Source organism: Sphingobium sp. B2 (assembly GCF_007693735.1).
Taxonomy (GTDB): domain Bacteria; phylum Pseudomonadota; class Alphaproteobacteria; order Sphingomonadales; family Sphingomonadaceae; genus Sphingobium; species Sphingobium xenophagum.
In genome coordinates, this window is record NZ_VDBZ01000001.1 from 669,464 (window position 1) to 687,190 (window position 17,727).

The following is a 17,727-nucleotide window of genomic DNA, read 5'->3' on the forward strand; positions in this document are numbered from 1 at the left end:
CGGGGCGGCATTTTGTGCTAGGCCAGCGCGCATGAGCAAGCAGGCGGGAAGCGAGGAAGGCGGGCGGTCCCGGCGCGAGGAGATACTCGCGATCGCGGCGCAGCTGTTCGCGCGCAAGGGCTATCGTGGCACGTCGATGCGCGACATTGGCGAGGCGTCCGGGGTATTGGGCGGATCGCTCTATCACCATATCAAATCCAAGGACGCGCTGTTCGTTGAACTGCATAATGGCGCGCTCGATGAAGCGGAGGCGCGGATCGCAGCCGCGGTGGCGGGCCTGGCCGATCCGTGGGCCCGGCTGGAAGCGGCGTGCGTCGCGCTGCTGGAGGTGCAACTGGCACCCGATTCGCTGACGACGCCGATGATGAATGATTTTCGCGAAGTGCCCGACGATGTGCGCATGCAGCTTGTGGCGCGGCGCGACCGTTTCGAGGGGCTGTTCCGGGCGATCGTGGCCGACCTGCCCTTACCGGCGGGGATCGACAGGTCGATCTATCGCAATCTGCTCCTGTCGCAACTCAATGCCGCGGCGGACTGGTTCCGGCCCGGTCGCCTGACCCCGCGCGAGATTGCGGTGCAGGTGGCGCGGCTGTTCCGGCACGAGGGTTAGTCGCGCCGGGCCAGTGCAACGGGCAATTCGCTGCGCAGCAGGTCGAGCAGGCCGGTAATCTTGGGCAAGAGGTGTCGGCGCTGGGGATAGACGGCCCAGATCGGTTCATCCTCCATCGCGAAATTGGCGAGCAGCGGCACCAGCGCGCCGGACGCGATATGGGGCAGGACGTAGAATTCGGGCAGCTGGCATATGCCCATGCCTGCGATGGCGGCCTGCGCCACCGCTTCCCCGCTGTTGCAGCGCCAGCGGCCGCGCGGGCGGATGGTTTCGATCCGGCCCCAGGAGCGAAACTGCCAACTGGTTGTGGTGCCGATCAGGCAGTCATGATGGGCAAGGTCGGCAATGGCGTTGGGCGTGCCGCGCGCCGCGAGATAGGCTGGGGCGGCGCAGGTATAGAGGGTGCGCGAAGCAATGCGCGTGCCGATCAGGCGGCTATCGGCCAGCGTTCCCGTGCGGATCGCCATGTCATACCCCTCGCCGATCAGGTCCACCAACCGGTTGGTCAGCTCTATCGTGACAGCGAGTTTGACATAGCGCGCGGCGAATGCGCGGACGATGGGGGCGATGAAGCGCTCCCCCATGGCGGTCGAGCAGGTGATGCGCAGGTCGCCCTGCGGTTCCGCCCCTTCGCTGATCAGCGCAATGGCTTCGTCCCGTTCGGTGACGATACGGCTGCAATGGTCGTAGAAGAGGCGGCCCGTGTCGGTCAGCCGGACGGTGCGGGTCGTGCGGTGAAAGAGCGGGCGTTGCACCCGATTTTCCAGCGCGGCGATCGCGCGGCTCATATGGGTGGTGGACAGGCCGAGCGCATCCGCGCCGCCCTTGAAACTGCCGGTGGTCGCCACGGCGACAAATTCGTCTATCCCATCCCAGCCGCGCATGGATTATCCCTGATATGAAATAATGAATTGCAACAATCCCTCCTTATCGCGCGGGTGGGATATTGCTAGGGCGGAGCCGTATCAGAACAGGAGCTTTCCCCATGAAAACCCGCGCCGCCGTCGCCTTTGAAGCCAAAAAGCCGCTGGAGATTGTCGAGGTCGATCTGGAGGGGCCAAAAGCAGGTGAAGTGCTGGTCGAAATCATGGCGACCGGCATTTGCCATACCGACGCCTACACGCTGGACGGGTTCGATAGCGAGGGCATTTTCCCGTCGATCCTGGGGCATGAAGGCGCGGGCATCGTGCGCGAGGTGGGACCGGGCGTCACGAGCGTGCAGCCGGGCGATCATGTCATCCCGCTCTACACGCCCGAATGCCGCCAGTGCAAAAGCTGTTTGAGTGGCAAGACCAACCTGTGCACCGCGATCCGCGCGACGCAGGGCAAGGGGCTGATGCCCGATGGCACGACGCGCTTTTCCTACAAGGGCCAGCCGATCTTTCACTATATGGGCTGTTCGACCTTCTCCAACTTCACCGTGCTGCCCGAAATCGCGGTCGCGAAAATCCGCGAGGACGCGCCGTTCGACAAGAGCTGCTATATCGGCTGCGGCGTGACCACGGGCGTGGGCGCGGTGGTGAACAGCGCCAAGGTGACGCCGGGGTCCAACGTCATCATCTTCGGCCTGGGCGGCATTGGCCTGAACGTCATTCAGGGCGCGAAGCTGGTCGGCGCGGACATGATCATCGGCGTCGACATCAATGACAGCAAGGAAGAATGGGGCCGCCGTTTCGGCATGACCCACTTCGTCAATCCCAACAAGGTTGAGGGCGACATCGTCCAGCATCTGGTCGCGCTGACCGATGGCGGGGCGGACTATACGTTCGATTGCACCGGCAATACCGGGGTGATGCGCACCGCGCTGGAGGCGTGCCATCGCGGCTGGGGCGAAAGCATCATCATCGGCGTCGCCGAAGCGGGCAAGGAAATCAGCACCCGCCCGTTCCAGCTGGTCACTGGCCGGGTGTGGAAGGGCAGCGCGTTCGGCGGGGCCAAGGGCCGGACCGATGTGCCCAAGATCGTCGACTGGTACATGAACGGCAAGATCGAGATCGACCCGATGATCACCCATATGCTGAGCCTGGAAGAGATCAACAAAGGGTTCGACCTGATGCATGCGGGCGAGAGCATCCGCAGCGTCGTTGTGTTCTGAATGGAGAGCGATCCATGTTTACCCATGTCTATTTCGGCACCAACGACATTGAAAAGGCGCGCGCCTTCTGGGACGCGACCATGGGGGCGCTGGGCTATGCTGCGGCCCCCTATCCCAATGGCCTGATCTATCCGTCGGCCAGCGGCGCGGTGGTGGTGGCCAAACCCGCCGATGGCGCGTCCGCGACCTCTGCCAACGGCCATACGCTGGGCTTTGCCGCGAAAAGCTATGCCGAGGTGGACGCCTTTCACGACAATGGCGTTGCGGCAGGTGGCACGAGCGAAGGCGCGCCGGGCTTCCGGCCCAATTCGCCCGGCAATATGTATGGCGCCTATCTGCGTGACCCGGACGGTAACAAGATTTGCGCCTATGCGCCCAATGTCGGGCCGAAGGATTGAACGGCGTGGAGACCGTTTCGGAAAATCGCGCCTTTGGCGGCGTGCAGGGCGTGTATCGCCATGCATCGGCCAGCACGGGGACGGACATGGTGTTTTCCGTGTTCGTGCCGCCGCATGAGGCGGGGGCGAGGCTGCCGGTGGTCTGGTATCTGTCGGGCCTGACCTGCACCCATGCCAATGTGACCGAGAAGGGCGAGTTTCGCGCGATCTGCGCCGAACTGGGGCTGATCTTCGTCGCGCCCGACACGTCGCCGCGTGGCGAAGGCGTGGCTGACGATCCCGATGGCGCTTATGATTTCGGGCTGGGCGCTGGTTTTTACGTCGATGCGACCGAGGCGCCCTTCGCGGCGCATTACAAGATGTGGTCCTATGTGACGGAAGAACTGCCCGCGCTGATCGCAGCGGAATTTCCCGCCGACATGGGGCGGCAGTCGATCATGGGCCATTCGATGGGCGGGCATGGCGCACTGACGATCGGGCTGACGCTGGCGGATCGGTTCAAGGCGGTGTCGGCCTTTGCGCCGATCGTCGCGCCAAGCCAGGTGCCATGGGGTCAGAAGGCGCTGTCAGGCTATCTGGGCGATGACAAGGCGGCGTGGCGCAAGCATGATGCGGTCGCGCTGATCGAGGATGGCGCGCGGGTCGATGCATTGCTGGTCGATCAGGGTGGAGCGGACGGGTTTCTGGACAAGGAACTGCGCCCGGACCTGCTGCGCACGGCTTGCGACGCGGCGGGGATCGACCTGACGCTGACGGTGCGGGACGGCTACGACCATAGCTATTATTTCATCTCCACCTTCATGGCGGATCATCTGCGCTGGCATGGGGAAAGATTGGGGCAAGGGGCATGAGCGATAGGGTTTTGAGCGACTATTATGCCGCCTTCAATCGCGGGGACAGCGCCGCGATGCTGGCGCTGCTGACCGACGATGTGGTGCATGAACCGAGCCAGGGCGCAGTGCGCAACGGCAAGGCGGCCTTTGCCGAATTTCTGGACCATATGAACCGCTGCTATAGCGAGACGGTGATCGAGCCTGTGTTCCTGACATCGGCCGATGGCACGCGGGCGGCGGCGGAGTTCATGCTGGAGGGCGAATATCTGGTGACCGACGGCGATTTGCCAGCGGCAGCCGGGCAGCGATACCGGCTGCGCGTCGGCGCGTTTTTCGAGATGCGCGACGGCAGGATCGCGCGGGTGAGCAACCATTATAATCTGGCGGACTGGCTGGCGCAGGTGGGGTGAGGCCCGCCATATCGGGAAGCGATTGATACCCATTGCAAGTCCTGCATGAAAATCCTCCCCTGTAAGGGGAGGTGTCAGCGCGTAGCGATGACGGAGGGGTGTCACCCTATCGATAGCAGGACACCCCTCCGTCTGGCCTGCGGCCAGCCACCTCCCCTTAAAGGGGAGGATATTCTGATCATTCGATCTGGCTGACGTCGCGCACTGCGCCCTTGGCGGCGTTGGTGGTCATGGCGGCATAGGCGCGCAGGGCCGGTGAGACGTCGCGCTTGCGGCCAAAGGGTTTCCACGCCTTTGCTCCCATCTTTTCCATTTCGGCGCGGCGTTCGGCCAGCACGGCGTCATCAATGTCCAGCTTGATGACGCGATTGGGAATGTCGATGACGATCGGATCGCCGGTCTGAACGAGGGCGATCAGGCCGCCTTCGGCTGCTTCGGGCGAGACATGGCCGATCGACAGGCCCGACGTGCCGCCCGAAAAGCGGCCGTCGGTGATGAGGGCGCATGCCTTGCCCAGTCCCTTGGATTTCAGATAGCTGGTCGGATAGAGCATTTCCTGCATGCCCGGCCCGCCCTTTGGCCCTTCATAGCGGATGACGACGACGTCGCCGGCCTTGACCTCATTGCCCAAAATGCCCGCGACCGAGGCGTCCTGACTTTCATAGACGCGCGCCGTGCCGTGGAAAGTGAGGATGCTGTCGTCCACGCCCGCCGTCTTGACGATGCAGCCTTCGGGCGCAAGGTTGCCATAGAGGACGGCAAGGCCGCCATCCTTGGAGAAGGGATGGTCTGCGGAGCGGATCACGCCCGTTTCGCGGTCCAGGTCTAGCTCTTCCCAGCGAGCGGACTGGCTGAAGGCGGTCTGGGTCGGGACGCCGCCGGGCGCCGCGCGGAAGAAGGCGCGGACTTCATCGCTGTTGGTGCGGCCAATGTCCCAGCGGGCGAGCGCTGCGGCCATCGTCGGGGCGTGGACGGTGGGAAGCGAGGTGTCGACCAGCCCCGCGCGCTCCAGTTCGCCCAGTATCGCCATGATGCCACCGGCGCGGTGCACATCCTCCATATGCACGTCCTGCTTGGCGGGCGCGACCTTGCACAGGCAGGGGACGCGGCGCGACAGGCGGTCGATGTCGGCCATGGTGAAATCGACCCCGCCTTCATGGGCAGCGGCCAAAAGGTGAAGCACGGTGTTGGTCGAGCCGCCCATGGCGATGTCCAGGCTCATCGCATTTTCGAACGCGGCGAAGCTGGCAATGGTGCGCGGCAGGGCGGTGGCGTCATCCTGTTCATACCAGCGCTTGGCGAGATCGACGATGACATGGCCCGCTTCACGGAACAGTCGTTCGCGATCGGAATGGGTGGCGAGCGTCGAACCATTGCCGGGCAGCGAGAGGCCAAGCGCTTCGGTCAGGCAGTTCATCGAATTGGCCGTGAACATGCCAGAGCATGACCCGCAAGTGGGGCAGGCGGAACGTTCGATGGTTTTGACTTCTTCGTCGGTATAGCTTTCGTCGGCGGCGACGACCATGGCGTCGACCAGATCGAGCGCCACTTCCTTGCCGCGCATCATGACCTTGCCCGCTTCCATCGGCCCGCCGGAAACGAACACGGCGGGGATATTGAGGCGCATTGCGGCCATCAACATGCCGGGCGTGATCTTGTCGCAATTGGAGATGCAGACCATCGCGTCGGCGCAATGGGCGTTGACCATATATTCGACGCTGTCGGCGATCAGATCACGACTGGGGAGCGAATAGAGCATCCCGCCATGACCCATGGCGATGCCGTCATCGACCGCGATGGTGTTGAATTCCTTGGCGACGCCGCCTGCCGCCTCGATCTCGCGGGCGACCAGCTGGCCCAGATCCTTGAGGTGGACATGGCCGGGGACGAACTGGGTGAAGCTGTTGACCACGGCGATGATCGGCTTGCCGAAATCCTCATCCTTCATGCCCGTCGCGCGCCACAGCCCGCGCGCGCCCGCCATGTTGCGGCCATGGGTGGTGGTTCTGGAGCGATAGGCAGGCATGGTCGATGTCCCTGAAAAGATAATCCTCGCGAGCGGCTCTATACCCGTTGGGTTTGGGTGTGAAATATATTATTGATGCCCCATTAGGTCGCAGGACATATGAAATATGGACATCCGCCAGTTGCGGCATTTCGTCATGGTCGCCGAAACGCTGCATTTCGGGCAGGCGGCGGAACGGCTGCATATGACCCAGCCACCGCTCAGCCAGTCGATCCTGATGCTGGAGCGCGAACTGGGCGCGCCGCTGTTCGCGCGGACCAAGCGTCGGGTCGCGCTGACCCCGTTCGGGGCGCAATGGCTGGAGCAGGTGCGCCCGGCGATCGCCGCGATCGACGCGCTGCCGGATGCGGCGCGGCAGTTGCGCGAGGGGCGGGCCGGGCATCTGGCGCTCTCCTTTGTCAGCACCGCAGACTATAGCGTGCTGCCCGCGCTGGTGCGCCGCTATGCCGCGCTGTTCCCGCAGGTTGAAATCCGCCTGACGGAGGCGACCAGCGACGTGCAGATCCCCGCATTGCTGGCGGGGCAGGCGCATGCGGGCATATTGATCCCGCCCGCTGATGCGCCCTTGCCGCCGGACCTGTGCTATCGTCGCCTGATCCGCGAGCCGCTGGTCGCGGCGCTGCCGGAGCAATGGGTAGAGGCAGGGGCGATCGATGCGGCGGCGATCGTGTCGCTGCCGCTGATCCTGTTCCCGCGCGCGGTGGCGCCCGCCTTTCACGATCTGGTCACCGGCTATTATGCGGCGCGCGGCGCGCAGGCCAATATCGTGCAGCAGGCGATCCAGATGCAGACGATCATCAGCCTGGTGTCGGCGGGGCTGGGAATAGCGCTGGTTCCGGCTTCACTGCGCAATCTGGCGCGGGCGGGCGTGGTCTATGCCGATCTTGGCGATCCGCCGATGCTGGATACCGGGCTGGCGTGGCGGCGGGAGGATGAGACGCCGACATTGCGCCAGTTTCTGGAATTGGCACAAGGGGCATGAGAAGATCGCTGGCGCGGGCTTTACCGGCTGGCATCGCCGGGCGTAGAGCAAGGGCATGACAATGGAAGATGATGCAGGTCGCCCCGCAGCGACGGTAGTGATCGTGCGCGATCGACCCGATGGGCCGCCCGACATATTGATGATGGAACGGGCATCGACCATGGCCTTTGCCGCGGGCGCGCTGGTCTTTCCCGGCGGCGGGGTGGACGCGCATGACCATGCGCTGGCGGCACGGATCGATCATGGGCTTGAACAGGATGAGGCCGCGGCGCGGATCGCGGCGATCCGCGAAACGATCGAGGAAAGCGGGCTGGGTGTTGGCCTGATCGGGGGCTTGAACGGGGATCTGGCGGACGCGGTCGACGGGCCGACGGTATTGTCGTTGCGGCAGGGGTTGCTGGCCGGGACGATGCTGGGCGATTTGCTCGACAACCATGGCCTGACGCTGGCGCTCGATCAGTTGACGCCCTTTGCCCGATGGCATCCGGCACCGTTTGAAAAGGCGATCCGGGTCTATGACACGCGCTTTTACATCGCGCGCGCGCCCGACGCGCAGGAAGCCGTCGCCGACGCGACGGAGAATGTGCATCTGTTCTGGAGCAGCGCCACCGCCACGCTGGCGCGATGCGATGCGGGGGATGGGCGTATCATCTTTCCCACCCGGCGCAATCTGGAGCGGTTGGCGCTGGCGGGAAGCCATGCCGAGATGATCGCCCATGCCGCCGCCCACCCGGTTGAAAAAGTACGGCCATGGGTGGAAGATCGCGACGGCGAACAGCATTTATGCATCCCGGATCATCTGGGCTATCCCGTCACATCGGAACCTTTCTGGCAGGTCCGGCGTGGTTAGGGGATGCGTCAAATCCACCTGTTCCTGCGTCACATCCTGTTCTGGGGCGTTTTGCTCTGCCTGATCCTGCTGGCCTATGCCGTGCTGCGGCAGCGGCCGCAGGACCTGCCCTGGACAAAGATCGACCTTGATCAGCCGATTGGCCTGTTTACCGGGCGCAAGCTGGCGGCGCTGACGGGGGAGCGGGCGCAATGTCTGGCGCTGCTGGAACAGGCGGGCGTGTCCTATAGCGCGATGGAGCCGGGCGGGTCGGGGCAGTGCGTTTATGATGATGCCGTACGGCTGAAAGCCGAACGCGGGGCGCTGGCCTACGCCCCGGCGGCGGTCGCGCCTTCCTGCCCGGTGGTGGCTGCGCTCAAGCTATGGGAGTGGCAGGTGGTCCAGCCTGCCGCGCAGCGCATCTATGGCCAGCCGGTCGCGTCGCTGCGGCATTTTGGCAGCTATAGCTGTCGGCGGATGTACGGGCGCAGCGCTGGCGATTTCAGCGAACATGCGACCGCCGATGCGATCGACATCGCTGCCTTTGTCCTGGCGGACGGGCGGCAGATCAGCGTGCTGAACGATTGGGACGGCAAGGCCAAGGACGCTGAGTTTCTGCGCGCGGTGCGGGACGGGGCGTGCGACCTGTTTTCGACCGTGCTGTCGCCCGACTATAACAAGGCGCACCGCGATCATTTCCATCTGGATCAGGCGGAACGCGGCGCAATTGGCGGACGGGCGTGCCGGTGACATTGCTCCGCTAAATACGTCATGCCAGCGAAGGCTGGCATCCCATTTTTCTTTTCGGCGCTTGAGCAAAAGAAGGGAGATCCCAGCTTTCGCTGGGATGACGAGAGGATTTTACTGCCCGAAGCCGCTTTCGCGCGCCAGCGCCACCGCCTCGCGCGCTGCCGCCAATAGCGCGCCGCTCTTGGCTTCGCATTCGCGCTGTTCATATTCGGGGGTGGAATCCGCAACGATCCCGGCCCCTGCCTGCACATGCATGACGCCGTCTTTCAGCACGGCGGTGCGCAGGACGATGCAGCTGTCCATATTGCCGTCCGGGCTGAAATAGCCGACGCCACCGGCATAGGCGCCGCGGGTTTCAGGTTCCAGTTCGGCGATGATCTCGCACGCGCGGACCTTGGGCGCGCCCGATACGGTGCCCGCCGGGAATCCTGCAAACAGCGCGTCGATCGCGTCCTTGTCCGGCGCCAGCTGGCCAACGACATTGGAAACGATATGCATGACATGGCTGTAGAATTCGACGGTGTAGCTGTCGGTCACCGTCACGCTGCCAGCCGTTGCGACACGGCCGACATCGTTGCGGCCAAGGTCCAGCAGCATCAGATGTTCGGCCCGTTCCTTTGGATCGGACAACAGGCTTTCGCGGTTGGCGGCGTCCTCTACGGCGTTTTTGCCGCGCGGGCGGGTGCCTGCGATCGGGCGGATCGTGACTTCGCCGTTACGAGCACGAACCAATATTTCCGGCGACGATCCGATCAGCGCAAAGCCGGGCAGGTCGAGATAATAAAGGAAGGGTGATGGATTGATCCGCCGCAGCGCGCGATAGAGAGCGATCGGCGGCAGGCTGAACGGGCTGGTGAAGCGCTGCGCCAGCACGACCTGAAAAATATCGCCCGCGACGATATAGTCCTTGGCCTTGGTCACCATGGCGGCATAGCGGCCAGGCTCCAGAACCGGGGTTACCGCGATGTCGGCCATGTCCGCCGGGGCGGGGGTGGCGGGCAGCGGAGCGGCGAGGCGCGCAGCGGTCGCGTCGATCCGTTCGAGCGCGGCGTCGATCGCCCGATCAGCAGCGCCTTCCGCATCAGTAAAGCTGCCCTTCCACACCGGCGCGACCAGATAGAGGGCGTCGGCCAGCCGGTCGAATATCAGGATCACGGTCGGGCGCACGAACAGCATGTCGGGCAGGGCGATGGGATTGGGCGCGGGGCGGGGCAGTTTTTCGACCAGCCCGACCGTCTCATAGCCGAAATAGCCGACAAGGCAGGCGAGCGCGGCGGGCAGGGCGGGATCAAGTTCCGCGCGGCATTCGGCGACCAGCGCCCGCAACGCCGTCAGCGCGTCGGCCTCCAGCGGCTCGAACGCAGTGCGGTCGGTCGCCCATTGGCGGTTGATCTGCGCCTTGTCGCCATCGGCGCGGAACAGGAGGTCGGGGGCGAGGCCGATCAGGCTGTGGCGACCGCGCACCGCGCCGCCCTCCACCGATTCAAGCAGGAAGTCGCCGCGATCCGCCTCGAACAATTTGAGCGCGGCGGAAATGGGCGTGTCGGTGTCGGCAATCTGACGCCGCCACACCAGCGCCGATTCTCCCCGCGCCAGCGCCGCTCGCGCGAAAGCGATGCCGTCCCCGCCCGTTGCGCCCATATTATTGGCCGCCGCTATTGGTGGCGGTCAGCGCCGTGCGGGCTTCTGCCACAGATTTGGCATTGCGGGTCACGCCCAACTCTTTTTCGACCGCGCGCTCGAACTGCTGGCCATATTCCTGGCCGACGACTTCGCTCAGCTGATCGCGCACCTGTTTCAGCAGTTCAGGCTGATCCTTGGCATCGCCGCGCTGAATCGCGTTCAACTGGACGACGAACTGACCGCGATCCTGACCGATCGGCAGGGTCTTGACTGTGTTGGGGGCCATCGAGAAGAGAATGGCGACTTCCGCGGGCGGACGCTGTTCACCGCGCATGATGTCGGCGCGGCGGCCGCCCAGCACCTGCGGCGCGGGCAGCTTGACGCCGACAGCGGCGACGGCATCGGCCAGTTTCATGCCCTTGGCGACCTTGGCGCGAATCTCCTCGGCCACCTTCTTGGCTTTCTCATTCCCCTGGTTGAGCTGGTACTGCGCCTGCACCAGCGCCTTGACCTTCGCCAGCGGCGGCGGCGCGGCCGCGACAATGTCAGTGGGAGCGATGAGCGCATAGCGCTTGTCCGGGGTGATCGGCACCAGCTGCGCGTCGTCATCCGCGCTCATGGCGAAGGCAGGCGCGATCAGCGGTTGCAGGTCGGGGGAGGGGACATAGGCCGAATCCTCGACCTGCTTGCCGGTGGCGAGCAGCAGCGGGCTGGTTTCGAGTTTCAGGCCATTATCCTTGGCCACTTCATCGAAGGTGCCGCCATCGGCAATCTGATCTTCCAGCTTGCCGGTCAGTTCGGTGAGCAGCGCCTTTTCCTTCTGCGCGCGCAATGTCTCGACAATCTCGCTGCGTACCGCGGCAAGCGGACGGGCCGGGGTTTGCGTGATTGCGGTGACGCGCAGCACGATCCAGCCAAGCGGTCCACGCACGGGACCGACAATGTCGCCCTGCTTGGCGGCAAAGGCGGCATCGGCAACCGCCTTGCCCGCCGACCCGGTGAGGGCGGCCTGGCTCTGATCGGTCACCGTCAGCGCTTCAAGGCCGGCGTCCTTTGCGGCGGCGGACAGCGCGGTGCCGCCCTTCACCTTGTCAGCGATCGCCTTGGCACCGGCCTGCGTCGGCAGCACCAGCTGTTCGACGCTGCGGTTTTGCTTGGCGGCATAGGCGGCCTTGTTCTGATTATAGGCGGCGGCGATTTCCGCGTCGCTGGGCTGCGATGCCTGCGCGAACCGCTGGGCGTCGATCACCGCATACCGGATGCGGCGCTGTTCGGGGATGGTGAAGCGGTCCGCGTTGCGCTTGTAATAATCGGTCAGTTGCGCGTCGGTCGGCACCTTGTCGTCCAGAAAGGCGACCGCCGGGATCGCGGCGATCGTACCCTGCCGCGCTTCCAGCAGCAGCGATGCGTAAGGCAGCACCAGCGAGTCGGAGAGCTTGACGCCAAGGCCCACCGGACCCAGCAACTGGCGCTCCAGAATTTCGCGGCTGATGTCATCGCGCAGCGCCTGTTCGGTGATGCGTTCGCGGATCAGCAGCGAACGGAAATTATCCTGGCTGAAATTGCCCGCCGCGTCCTGAAAGGCGGGGATCTGCGCAATCTGGGCATCCACGAGCCGCTTGGAAATATGCACGCCCTGATCATCGGCAAAGGCGCGCAGCGTCAGCGATGCGACCAACTGGTCGAACACCTGTGTCGCGCCGCCCTGCGCGAAGAATTCGCCGATCGTCAAAGCGGGATTGGACCTGCGGGCATTTTCATAGACGCGCTGGATGCGATCCTGCACTTCGCTTTGCGACAGGCTGTGGCCGCCAGCCTTGGCCGCCGTGCCCCCGCTGCCGCGCAGGGTGCTGCCGAACTGGCCGTTGGACAGGTCGCCCAGAATGAAGGCGCCGGCGATGACGGCCAGGAAGAGGATCGCAAAGACCGCGCCGAACCGGGAGCGAATGAAGCGGCGAAAGACAGCAAGCATGAAAATGTCCGAACAGCGGGCGTGATGGCGGTCGCTTTAAGGCGGTATAGGCGCGGCGGCAAGCGCCCACGGTCATGCAATGTCTGGCGCAGCCAGTCTGGACAAATGCACCCGCCCCGTTCATCGCGACCACGCGTGCAGCAAAAACAAATATGGGGAAATATAATCCATGAACAGGCGTAAACTTGTCGTCGGCAACTGGAAGATGAACGGCCTTAAGGCGCATCTGGGCGAAGTCGAAGCAATTGGCGGCATCGCGGCCAATCATCAGGGGGTGGATGTTGGACTATGCGTGCCAGCGACTTTGATCGCGGCGGCGGCGCAGGTTCGGGGCGGAGCCTTTATTGGGGCGCAGGATTGCCACATGAACGCCAGCGGCGCCCATACCGGCTGCCTGTCCGGCGCGATGCTGGCCGAAGCGGGGGCCGGCTGGACAATCGTTGGTCATAGCGAGCGGCGGCAGGAACAGGGCGAGAGCGACGCTGATGTCGCGGCCAAGGCGCTGGCGGCAAAGGCGGCGGGCCTGAAGGTGATATTGTGCGTGGGTGAAAGCCTGGACGTGCGCGACGCGGGCGACGCTGAAGCGGTCGTTTCGGCGCAGTTGCTGGCGTCGCTGCCAGAAGGCGCGGCGGCCGACTGGCTGGCGATCGCCTATGAACCCATCTGGGCGATCGGCACCGGGCGGATACCGACGATGGAGGCGGTCGACGCGATGCACCGGGCGTTGCGGGATGCGCTGGCCAGCCGGATCGGCGACGAGGCAGCGGGGATGCGTATTCTCTATGGCGGATCGATGAATGGTGACAATGCCGCAGAATTGATGGGAATCGCCGATGTCGATGGCGGGCTGGTCGGCGGGGCCAGCCTGACGGCGGACAAGTTCGCGCCGATCATCGCCGCTGCGGGATAACCTAACATCCGTTCGGGCTGAGCGAAGTCGAAGCCTTGTGCTGAGCGGAGCGAAGCAGCTTCGCCCGCGGCTCAGCAGAGCCCTTCGACTTCGCTCAGGGCGAACGGATTTGGAATCGAGTCCGATACCCATGGTTGCCCCCGCGACGCTTCGTCGCTATGTGCGCGGCAACATATCCCATTTCCGGACAGAACCCGTCGCATGTTCACTTTTCTTCTCGTCGTGCAGGCGATCATCGCCGCCCTGCTGGTAACCGTCATCCTGATGCAAAAGTCGGAAGGCGGCGGGCTGGGCGTTGGCGGTAGTCCGGCGGGCTTCATGTCGGCGCGCGGCGCGGCGGATTTCCTGACGCGATCGACCACGGTGCTGGCGACGATCTTCGTCACTTTGTCCATTGTCATGGCGGTGATCGCGTCGGTGCGTCATGCGCCCAGCGACATCGACACGTCGCTGGTCAAGCAGGCGCCGGTCACGCAGAACGCGCCGGCCACCAGCGCTGACCCGCTGGCGGGTGCGGCGAATGCGGCAGGCAACAGCGCCGTTCCGCTCGCCAACTAACCCGTTCACCGACATTTCCAATATTTTTTGAGCGCGCGTGGATTCGCGCGCTTGCTCTTTGTTGTTCTGAAAGGCTAGGCCTCTTCTCCCATGACGCGGTATATTTTCATCACCGGCGGCGTGGTCTCCTCGCTTGGTAAAGGCCTGATGGCTGCATCCCTGGCAGCGCTGTTGCAGGCGCGGGGCTATCGCGTGCGAATCCGCAAGTTCGATCCCTATCTGAATGTCGATCCGGGCACGATGTCGCCCTATCAGCATGGCGAAGTCTATGTGACCGACGACGGGGCGGAGACTGACCTGGATCTGGGCCATTATGAGCGCTTTACCGGCGTTTCCGCGCGCCAGAGCGACAATGTGACGCAGGGCCGCGTCTATCAGACGATCATCACCAAGGAACGGCGCGGCGACTATCTGGGCGCGACGGTGCAGGTCATTCCGCACGTCACCGACGAGATCAAGGCGTTCGCGCTGGCCGATACCGACGATATTGATTTCGTGCTGTGCGAGATTGGCGGCACGGTGGGCGACATCGAATCGCTGCCTTTCATGGAGGCGATTCGCCAGCTGCATAATGATCTGGACCGGGGCCAGTCGATCTTCGTCCATGTGACGCTGGTGCCCTATATTGCGGCGGCAGGTGAGCTCAAGACCAAGCCGACCCAGCATAGCGTGCGCGAACTGACGTCGCTGGGCATTCAGCCCGACATTTTGCTGTGCCGCTGCGAACAGCCTTTGCCCGAAAGCGAACGGCGCAAGATCGCGCTGTTCTGCAATGTGCGGCCCGAAGCCGTCATCCCCGCGCTCGACGCCAGCAGCATCTATGCGGTGCCTGCGCAATATCATGCCGAAGGTCTGGACGCCGAAGTGCTGCGCGCCTTTGGCATCGAAGGGTCGCCAATGCCGTCGCTGGAGCGGTGGGACGACATTATGGACCGGCAGCAGAATCCGGAAGGCGAGGTCACGATCGGCGTGGTCGGCAAATATGTCGGCCTGCCCGACGCCTACAAATCGCTGCACGAGGCGCTGACCCATGGCGGTTTTGCCAATCGGGTGAAGGTGAAGATCAAGTGGATCGACGCCGAACTGTTCGAGAAGGGCGACGATGTCGCCGCGTTCCTGGAGCCGATGCACGGCATTCTGGTCCCCGGCGGCTTTGGCGTGCGCGGGTCGGAAGGCAAGATCGCTAGCGTCAGATTCGCGCGTGAACGCAATGTGCCATTTTTCGGCATTTGCCTGGGGATGCAGATGGCCTGCATCGAGGGTGCGCGCAATACGGCGGGCATAGCGGATGCTTCGACAACCGAATTTGGCGAAACGTCGGAGCCGGTCGTCGGCCTCATCACCGAATGGATGAGCGCGGAAGGCTTGCAGAAGCGCACCGCCGAAACTGATCTGGGCGGCACGATGCGCCTTGGCGCCTATCCCGCGAAACTGACCGGCAACAGCGTGGTCGCGGGCATTTATGGCGCGGACGAGATCAGCGAGCGGCATCGCCATCGCTATGAGGTCAATGCCGGCTATCGCGAGCGACTGGAAAAGGGCGGGCTGATTTTTTCCGGCATGTCGCCCGACGGCACGCTGCCCGAAATCGTGGAGCGGCCCGACCATCCCTGGTTTGTCGGCGTGCAATTCCACCCGGAACTCAAGAGCAAACCGTTCGACCCGCACCCGCTGTTCGCCAGCTTCATCGAAGCGGCGGTCAAGCAGAGCCGGTTGGTGTAATTATCCGTCGTCATGCCGGGCCTGACCCGGCATCTAGGGCGGGTTTGTGCCGCCCTGGATGCTGACTTTCGTCAGCATGACGAACATGTGGCGTTTCACCCCGCAGGCGTCAGTTTCAGCATCCGGCCCTGCGATCCCCGGTCGCCATCCTCCAGCAGCCAGAGCGCGCCGTCCGGTCCCTGTTCCACTTCGCGGATGCGGGCGCCCATGTTCCACTGGTCCGCCTTGGCAGCGCTATCGCCGTCCAGCTTCACGCGGACCAGGCTCTGGCTCGACAGACCGCCGATGAAGAGGCTGTTCTTCCATTGCGGGAAAAGGTCGCCGGTATAATAGAGCAGCCCGGCCGGTGAGATGACAGGGTTCCAGCTGACCTTGGGCGCTTCAAATCCGTCGCCCGGTGCATGGTCGGGAATCGGCTTGCCATCATAATGGTCGCCGTTCGACACTTTGGGATAGCCATAGTTGAGGCCCGGTTTGACGAGGTTCACTTCGTCCCCGCCCTTCGGCCCCATTTCCTGTTCCCACAAGCGCCCATCCTTGTCGAAGGCGATGCCGAGCAGGTTGCGATGGCCATAGGACCAGATCGCCGGGTTAAACCCCTGAGCGGCCAGCGGATTGCCCGCCGCGGGCGTGCCGTCCAGATTGAGGCGCAGCACCTTGCCCAGCGTGGCCTTGGGGTCTTGGGCGGGATCGAATTTCTGCCGCTCGCCATTGGTGAAGAAGAGATATTTGCCGTCCGGCGAAAAGGCGATGCGGCCCGAATAATGGCCATTACCATCGACATAGGGGCTGGCGCGGAAAATGACCTGAACGCCGTCCAGCCGGGTTGTCCCGTCGCTGGCCTGGGCAAAGGCGCCCTTGGCCAGCGCCACGCCCTTCACCCCGTCGCGGCTTTCGGAAAAGCTGAAATAGACCATCTTGTCCTGCGCGAAATGGGGGGAGAGGACGACGTCCATCAGCGCGCCCTGACCAGCGCTGTCGACGGCGGGGATGCCCGCGACCGGAATTTTGGTGCCGTTTTTCGGATCGAACAGGATCATCTCGCCCGCCTTTTCCGTCACCAGCGTGCGCCCGTCGGGCAGGAAGGTCATGGCCCAGGGGGCGTCGAAGTCGGCGATGGTCGCGACCTTGAACGGCTTGTCCGGCGTGGCGGCATTCTGGCCGGTGGCATTGTCGGCCGAACAGGCAATGAGGATAAGGGGCAGGGTAGCGAGCGTAACAGACTTCATCATATGGTCTCCGTTCGCCCCGTTTGATCGAGTCACGTGCCTCAATCAAATGTCGAAGGGCCGTTGTGCTTCTGAAAGAAAGTGCAAGGCTTCGACAAGCTCAGCCCGAACGGAAATGTGTGAAGATTAAATTTGTTGCAGATTATCGGCGGCCTGCCTATATGACGCCTGCTTCCTTACATCGTCAAACATGTCAGGGTCGCAGGCACATCGCCTGCGGCAGCGGCGGGTTTATATAGTCTGGAGATTGCATGGCGGACATCGCCGCACTGACTGCGCTGATCGAACCGGAGGTCAAGGCTTTGGGCTTTGACCTTGTGCGGGTGAAGCTGTTTGGGCAGGGCGATGAGCGCACGCTTCAGATCATGGCCGAGCGTCGGGAAACGCGGCAGCTGGTGATCGACGATTGCATGACGATCTCGCGCCGCCTGTCGGACCTGTTCGATGAGGTTGATCCGATCGAGGAAGCCTATCGGCTGGAGGTCAGTTCGCCGGGGATCGACCGTCCGCTCACCCGCCTGCACGATTTTGTCGAATGGGGCGGGTTCGAAGCGCGGATCACGGTGACCGAGCCGATTGACAATCGCAAGACGTTCAAGGGCGTGCTTGGCCCGGTCGAGGGCGAGAATATTGGGTTCAAGGATACCAAGGTCGGGCATGTCGTCATTCCCTTTGGCCTGATCGACACTGCCAAGCTGGTGCTGACGGACGCGCTGATTAATGCTACCATGCCGCTCTCTGCCGAGGGTGCGGACGATATCGAAACCGAAGGATAAGGGT

The 17,727-nt window shown here is 63.8% G+C and carries 17 protein-coding genes; 12 read left to right on the top strand and 5 right to left on the bottom strand.

What is annotated here, in order from left to right; translation table 11 throughout:
• Window positions 1–31 precede the first annotated feature (31 nt).
• Window positions 32–610, top strand: coding sequence for a TetR/AcrR family transcriptional regulator (locus tag FE851_RS03385; protein ID WP_145199809.1), 579 nt, complete (start codon window positions 32–34; stop codon window positions 608–610).
• On the opposite strand, the gene FE851_RS03390 is transcribed toward FE851_RS03385, so the two are convergent.
• Window positions 607–1,494 carry a LysR family transcriptional regulator gene (locus FE851_RS03390; RefSeq protein WP_017184157.1) on the bottom strand — a complete coding sequence of 296 codons (888 nt, stop codon included), beginning with the start codon at window positions 1,492–1,494 and terminating at the stop codon, window positions 607–609. The two genes, FE851_RS03385 and FE851_RS03390, sit on opposite strands and share 4 nt — an antisense overlap.
• A gap of 101 nt (window positions 1,495–1,595) precedes the next feature.
• Here FE851_RS03390 and FE851_RS03395 point away from each other — a divergent pair, with 101 nt between their 5' ends.
• Genes FE851_RS03395 through FE851_RS03410 form a run of 4 tightly spaced genes read left to right on the top strand, consistent with a single transcriptional unit; the run spans window position 1,596 to window position 4,346 of the window.
• Window positions 1,596–2,705: an S-(hydroxymethyl)glutathione dehydrogenase/class III alcohol dehydrogenase gene (locus FE851_RS03395; RefSeq protein ID WP_019051711.1), complete on the top strand. Its 1,110-nt coding sequence runs from the start codon at window positions 1,596–1,598 to the stop codon at window positions 2,703–2,705.
• Between the two features lie 14 nt (window positions 2,706–2,719).
• Complete coding sequence (locus FE851_RS03400) at window positions 2,720–3,103, top strand: VOC family protein (protein ID WP_145199811.1); 384 nt, start codon at window positions 2,720–2,722, stop codon at window positions 3,101–3,103.
• A 5-nt stretch (window positions 3,104–3,108) separates the two neighbouring features.
• Window positions 3,109–3,954, top strand: coding sequence for an S-formylglutathione hydrolase (gene fghA / locus FE851_RS03405; RefSeq protein ID WP_145199814.1), 846 nt, complete (start codon window positions 3,109–3,111; stop codon window positions 3,952–3,954).
• A complete protein-coding gene (locus FE851_RS03410) occupies window positions 3,951–4,346 on the top strand; it encodes a ketosteroid isomerase-related protein (protein ID WP_145199817.1) in 396 nt (131 codons plus the stop codon). Before fghA ends, FE851_RS03410 begins: the two co-directional genes overlap by 4 nt.
• A gap of 178 nt (window positions 4,347–4,524) precedes the next feature.
• Here the strand turns inward: FE851_RS03410 and ilvD are convergent, their stop codons facing one another.
• Window positions 4,525–6,372, bottom strand: coding sequence for a dihydroxy-acid dehydratase (gene ilvD, locus FE851_RS03415; protein ID WP_145199819.1), 1,848 nt, complete (start codon window positions 6,370–6,372; stop codon window positions 4,525–4,527).
• A gap of 106 nt (window positions 6,373–6,478) precedes the next feature.
• On the opposite strand from ilvD, the gene FE851_RS03420 reads away from it, so the two are divergent.
• Genes FE851_RS03420 through FE851_RS03430 form a run of 3 tightly spaced genes read left to right on the top strand, consistent with a single transcriptional unit; the run spans window position 6,479 to window position 8,933 of the window.
• Complete coding sequence (locus FE851_RS03420; protein ID WP_145199822.1) at window positions 6,479–7,354, top strand: LysR substrate-binding domain-containing protein; 876 nt, start codon at window positions 6,479–6,481, stop codon at window positions 7,352–7,354.
• A 55-nt stretch (window positions 7,355–7,409) separates the two neighbouring features.
• Window positions 7,410–8,204, top strand: a complete 795-nt coding sequence (locus FE851_RS03425; RefSeq protein WP_145199825.1) for an NUDIX domain-containing protein — start codon at window positions 7,410–7,412, stop codon at window positions 8,202–8,204.
• Between the two features lie 3 nt (window positions 8,205–8,207).
• The gene (locus FE851_RS03430; RefSeq protein ID WP_145199828.1) at window positions 8,208–8,933 is read left to right on the top strand and encodes an extensin family protein; all 726 of its coding nucleotides are present in this window, start codon (window positions 8,208–8,210) and stop codon (window positions 8,931–8,933) included.
• Between the two features lie 111 nt (window positions 8,934–9,044).
• On the opposite strand, the gene trpE is transcribed toward FE851_RS03430, so the two are convergent.
• Window positions 9,045–10,574 (bottom strand): anthranilate synthase component I, encoded by a 1,530-nt coding sequence (gene trpE, locus FE851_RS03435; RefSeq protein WP_145199831.1) that lies wholly within the window; start codon window positions 10,572–10,574, stop codon window positions 9,045–9,047.
• Between the two features lies 1 nt (window position 10,575).
• Entirely contained in the window at window positions 10,576–12,528 is a 1,953-nt protein-coding gene (locus FE851_RS03440; protein WP_145199834.1) for a peptidylprolyl isomerase, read from the bottom strand.
• 169 nt (window positions 12,529–12,697) lie between these two features.
• On the opposite strand from FE851_RS03440, the gene tpiA reads away from it, so the two are divergent.
• The 3 genes from tpiA (at window position 12,698) to FE851_RS03455 (ending at window position 15,718) form a co-directional block, all read left to right on the top strand.
• Window positions 12,698–13,438, top strand: a complete 741-nt coding sequence (gene tpiA / locus FE851_RS03445) for a triose-phosphate isomerase (RefSeq protein ID WP_145199837.1) — start codon at window positions 12,698–12,700, stop codon at window positions 13,436–13,438.
• A gap of 201 nt (window positions 13,439–13,639) precedes the next feature.
• The gene (gene secG, locus FE851_RS03450) at window positions 13,640–13,996 is read left to right on the top strand and encodes a preprotein translocase subunit SecG (protein WP_017184169.1); all 357 of its coding nucleotides are present in this window, start codon (window positions 13,640–13,642) and stop codon (window positions 13,994–13,996) included.
• Window positions 13,997–14,086: 90 nt separating this feature from the next.
• Entirely contained in the window at window positions 14,087–15,718 is a 1,632-nt protein-coding gene (locus FE851_RS03455; protein ID WP_145199840.1) for a CTP synthase, read from the top strand.
• Window positions 15,719–15,813: 95 nt separating this feature from the next.
• Here FE851_RS03455 and FE851_RS03460 read toward each other — a convergent pair whose 3' ends face one another.
• Window positions 15,814–16,950, bottom strand: coding sequence for a PQQ-dependent sugar dehydrogenase (locus FE851_RS03460; protein ID WP_186378739.1), 1,137 nt, complete (start codon window positions 16,948–16,950; stop codon window positions 15,814–15,816).
• Window positions 16,951–17,198: 248 nt separating this feature from the next.
• Between FE851_RS03460 and rimP the strand changes: the two genes are divergently transcribed.
• Window positions 17,199–17,723, top strand: coding sequence for a ribosome maturation protein RimP (gene rimP, locus FE851_RS03465; protein ID WP_019051723.1), 525 nt, complete (start codon window positions 17,199–17,201; stop codon window positions 17,721–17,723).
• Window positions 17,724–17,727 lie beyond the last annotated feature (4 nt).

Excerpts from the sequence above, each read along its gene's own strand:
- FE851_RS03385 (WP_145199809.1), top strand. The coding sequence starts at position 32 with ATGAGCAAGCAGGCGGGAAGCGAGGAAGGCGGGCGGTCCCGGCGCGAG.
- FE851_RS03390 (WP_017184157.1), bottom strand. The coding sequence starts at position 1,494 with ATGCGCGGCTGGGATGGGATAGACGAATTTGTCGCCGTGGCGACCACC.
- FE851_RS03395 (WP_019051711.1), top strand. The coding sequence starts at position 1,596 with ATGAAAACCCGCGCCGCCGTCGCCTTTGAAGCCAAAAAGCCGCTGGAG.
- FE851_RS03400 (WP_145199811.1), top strand. The coding sequence starts at position 2,720 with ATGTTTACCCATGTCTATTTCGGCACCAACGACATTGAAAAGGCGCGC.
- FE851_RS03410 (WP_145199817.1), top strand. The coding sequence starts at position 3,951 with ATGAGCGATAGGGTTTTGAGCGACTATTATGCCGCCTTCAATCGCGGG.
- ilvD (WP_145199819.1), bottom strand. The coding sequence starts at position 6,372 with ATGCCTGCCTATCGCTCCAGAACCACCACCCATGGCCGCAACATGGCG.
- FE851_RS03420 (WP_145199822.1), top strand. The coding sequence starts at position 6,479 with ATGGACATCCGCCAGTTGCGGCATTTCGTCATGGTCGCCGAAACGCTG.
- FE851_RS03425 (WP_145199825.1), top strand. The coding sequence starts at position 7,410 with ATGACAATGGAAGATGATGCAGGTCGCCCCGCAGCGACGGTAGTGATC.
- FE851_RS03430 (WP_145199828.1), top strand. The coding sequence starts at position 8,208 with ATGCGTCAAATCCACCTGTTCCTGCGTCACATCCTGTTCTGGGGCGTT.
- trpE (WP_145199831.1), bottom strand. The coding sequence starts at position 10,574 with ATGGGCGCAACGGGCGGGGACGGCATCGCTTTCGCGCGAGCGGCGCTG.
- FE851_RS03440 (WP_145199834.1), bottom strand. The coding sequence starts at position 12,528 with ATGCTTGCTGTCTTTCGCCGCTTCATTCGCTCCCGGTTCGGCGCGGTC.
- tpiA (WP_145199837.1), top strand. The coding sequence starts at position 12,698 with ATGAACAGGCGTAAACTTGTCGTCGGCAACTGGAAGATGAACGGCCTT.
- secG (WP_017184169.1), top strand. The coding sequence starts at position 13,640 with ATGTTCACTTTTCTTCTCGTCGTGCAGGCGATCATCGCCGCCCTGCTG.
- FE851_RS03455 (WP_145199840.1), top strand. The coding sequence starts at position 14,087 with ATGACGCGGTATATTTTCATCACCGGCGGCGTGGTCTCCTCGCTTGGT.
- FE851_RS03460 (WP_186378739.1), bottom strand. The coding sequence starts at position 16,950 with ATGATGAAGTCTGTTACGCTCGCTACCCTGCCCCTTATCCTCATTGCC.
- rimP (WP_019051723.1), top strand. The coding sequence starts at position 17,199 with ATGGCGGACATCGCCGCACTGACTGCGCTGATCGAACCGGAGGTCAAG.